This is a genomic window from Aneurinibacillus aneurinilyticus ATCC 12856 (assembly GCF_000466385.1).
Classification (GTDB): Bacteria; Bacillota; Bacilli; order Aneurinibacillales; family Aneurinibacillaceae; genus Aneurinibacillus; species Aneurinibacillus aneurinilyticus.
This window is the reverse complement of sequence record NZ_KE952753.1, coordinates 1-3,449: the sequence shown is the minus strand read 5'-3', so window position 1 is coordinate 3,449 and position 3,449 is coordinate 1. Positions and strand designations below refer to the sequence as shown.

Sequence of the window (3,449 nt, the reverse complement as noted above, 5' to 3'; positions counted from 1 at the left end):
TCAACTTTAGTATCGTATTCGCTTTTTCACTTTCTGTGAAAATTGCTATTTTGCAAAACGCTCAAGTAAGAAAAAGAAGGGTATGGGCAAGCCCAAACGATTCACAACGTTGGGGAAGCATTCTAAGACAAAAGCAACGCGAGAATTAGAGAAGCAGGTAGAAGAAGCTCTTTGTAAGATTGAGGAACGGAAATACTAAAGCTCTAATCGTCATTTTGTGAAAATCACATAAAGAAAAATTGGAATCTATGGTCGAGAATTAGATGGAACCGTGCATGTTTGAATACAACATGTGCGATTCTTGCTGTTATTTGCGAATGATTGTAATATCACATGGGGTTTAGGGTACACTACCGTTGGAATCATATTGTAATAAAACGTGATGCGAAAGGTGATGTACCATGAAACGAAAATCAAAGTTGTATCTGATTGTAGTAAGCACTTTAGCTTTACTTTCGAGCTATAGTGTGGATGTTTTTGCAACACCAGAAGTAAATGACCCTCCAAAAATATCTCAACAAAATTCCACACAATCGTTTAAAGTCCCAATCTCAAAAAGTACAGAACAATGGTCTGTTACGATGGGAAAGGCTATATATGACCAACCTAATATGGCGAAATCGAAACCTGGTGTTGCTGATATGTATAGCATAACAATTAAGAACAGTGGGGTTACTGCTTATAATGTTAGACTTGAAGCTTATAGAAATGAACCCAATTCTCAAACCAAACTCCAGCTATTTTCACACCAAATTGCAGATAGATTTAATAGTGGAAAGGATTGGTTAGTACATAAAAATCTACCCATATCAGTTAAAGCTGAAGAACTAGAAATTGTTGTGTATTGGGAGTTAGAACAAGACCAAGATAAAACGGTACAGGGCAAAAAAGTGGCAAGAACATGGAAGCAATCCTTTGTGTTTAATCCGAATAAAGAATAGTAATAGCCCTGCGTTTGCAGGGTTTTTGTGTATAAAATTCTGTAAAATCATCAATGTCTTATTTTTACAAGAAGGTATCTGTAAATTTTACACAGTTCTTATTTGTTGATAGCCGTAGTAACGAAAATACAAAACACAATGATTGTGTTGCAAAACGAGCATAAGAATCCAATGTTATGAATAAGAACACACATCTGACAATGAAAGTGATGATGATTTTTACTAACTTCGTTTGTCTTTGAAATGAAAGATACTTATAATAATTTACGGTTGTAAAAAATATGTATTTAAGAATTTCCACAAATGTTAAGGGATGTGTGTTGAATGAAAGAGTTTTATCACTCTAAAAAGAAGAAAATCCGGGGTTGGAAGAGGCATAAGAGGAAGATAGAAATATGGAGACAAAATGTAATCGACTTAGATATGGATTACATACGAGAGTATCAAAGAGATTATGCAAAGTTATGGATTCATCCTTTTTATTCGTTAGTCCGAACAAATCCACCCAATTGGTATAATCGTTTATTATTAAGCGAAATGATTGATGTATATTTAAATTGGTATGAAAAAATGGCTAAAGAAGCTGAGGATTTTTATTTGAAAATTTGGTTATATGAACCTGACTTTATAAGCTCCCAAATTGTTGTTTCGTACAAAGACTGTATCAACACTTACAATAATACCTTTGACAAAAACACTATTAAAAAGACATTTCCATTTCATAAATATGAATCATTAAAGGATAAATTAGCTTTTTTTGATTGGGAAGCTCACATTGATGCCGAAAAGTATTGGGAAGAGGAACTGAAGGAAGATATAGAATCGGGGTTTAGAACAGATACCGAGGTAAATGAGATAATAAGTAAATCTTATGAAACCGAAAAAGTTAAACTCAGCTATGGAAATGACGTTCTATATAAGGTGAATATTGGGGAGGTTTGGGTGGGAACACTAAAAAAAGGAAATCACCCTAAATAGGGATGTTCCCTTTCTTTGATTTAAAAATCAATATTGTAATTTAACAGAGCCATTCTTTATGAACTCCCACGAACAGCACTATCATAACCTTTTGAGTTAATCACTGAAATCTTTAAACAGAGAATCTAATTCTTTAGCATCATAAAAATTCCCATCACTCATGAACTTTTCAATTTCTACTGTACCATCTTCCATAAATTCTATTTCCCATCGTTGAGCAGGAACAGCTACTTCAACCATGATGCTGTCATTTCTCACTTTGCTTAGCCTATAAAATATAGTGTTATCCTCTAATTTATTAAGAAAACCGATGAACTCTTTTAGACTAATCAAATCTCCACCCCATATTTGATATTATTCTAAAATATGTAACCGTGTTTTAGGGACAATGATAAATTTATCAGAATCCACTTGGTCTCTATTTTTATTTGTGACACTTCTAGTTGTAGATCGTCCTTGAACTAAGTCTCCAGTGTAATGTGGATTTTCAAGAATTAGCCTTACTATGTGAACCATGCCACTTATCACTAGCATTTTTCTTACCAGCAACTGGTCCAGGTGTAGGGAATCCTTCTTCATACAATTCCCTTGCAATGTGATCAAAGCCCTTACCTGAAAGATAGTCCCTAAAGACACGTCTAACGATGTTTGGTGTTTCATCAGGGCTTATCCGAAGTTTCCTATCTTCTAAAATGTAACCATAAGGAGGATTGGATCCTTTGAATAATCCCTTTTGCGCACTGCTCCTTAAGGCTGCTTTGACTCGCTTACTTGTCCTTTGTGATTCCTGTTCATACATCCAGGCATAAATACCAAACATTTGCCCATTACCTTTTAATGTGTTTATGGCATTATCTAAGGTAATGATATGGATCTTGCTTTGTTCAGCACTATCACGAATCTCATAGGATAGGCGACCATTACGTGCCAAACGTGAAAGTTCTTTAGCCAGTATCACATCGAATTTCTTTGCTCTTGCATCCGCTATTAATTGTTGTAACTGTGGACGCTTTTCTGTTGTTCCGCTTTCCACATCAACATAAAAGTTATGGATATCCCAACCTCGATCAGAAATATATCTAATGAAAAGATCCTTTTGATTTCCAAGTGAGGCTTTCTGTTCTTCTTTATCTGTTGAAACTCTTACATATACTGCACATCTCATACTACATCTTTCCTTTCTACATGAGATGTAGTAGTGTTCACCTTATTTTGAGAATAGTAAATGCTAATTAAACTGTCAATCTTCTCATTGACCATGGATTTTAAAGTATCTTGAAGTGTAATGTTTGTATCTTCTTTGAAAATTCACTCGATATTCATTGATGATTCCCCCAAATATTATTTGAGGTCTAGACCCTTGTTTCTTCCACCTTATGGATAATCAACAGGCGTGGGTTTGTTTATTCCTTTGAGTAGAATTCACACTTAATGGATTGTGACAAGACAATAATTATGGGATGATTCTTATGGAATTAACAAAGACACAGCGGCAGGTTTTAACTTCCCTCCGAAAGAAGTCTCCCACTT

General features: G+C 34.7%; 4 protein-coding genes. 2 read left to right on the top strand and 2 right to left on the bottom strand.

What is annotated here, in order from left to right:
• The first annotated feature begins 401 nt into the window (after positions 1–401).
• Complete coding sequence (locus HMPREF0083_RS08990; protein ID WP_021620932.1) at positions 402–941, top strand: hypothetical protein; 540 nt, start codon at positions 402–404, stop codon at positions 939–941.
• 324 nt (positions 942–1,265) lie between these two features.
• Complete coding sequence (locus tag HMPREF0083_RS08985; RefSeq protein WP_021620931.1) at positions 1,266–1,919, top strand: hypothetical protein; 654 nt, start codon at positions 1,266–1,268, stop codon at positions 1,917–1,919.
• A 96-nt stretch (positions 1,920–2,015) separates the two neighbouring features.
• Here the strand turns inward: HMPREF0083_RS08985 and HMPREF0083_RS08980 are convergent, their stop codons facing one another.
• Both HMPREF0083_RS08980 and HMPREF0083_RS08975 read right to left on the bottom strand, forming a co-directional pair.
• Entirely contained in the window at positions 2,016–2,252 is a 237-nt protein-coding gene (locus HMPREF0083_RS08980; RefSeq protein ID WP_021620930.1) for a hypothetical protein, read from the bottom strand.
• Between the two features lie 154 nt (positions 2,253–2,406).
• Positions 2,407–3,084, bottom strand: a complete 678-nt coding sequence (locus HMPREF0083_RS08975) for a recombinase family protein (protein ID WP_021620929.1) — start codon at positions 3,082–3,084, stop codon at positions 2,407–2,409.
• Positions 3,085–3,449: the final 365 nt, after the last annotated feature.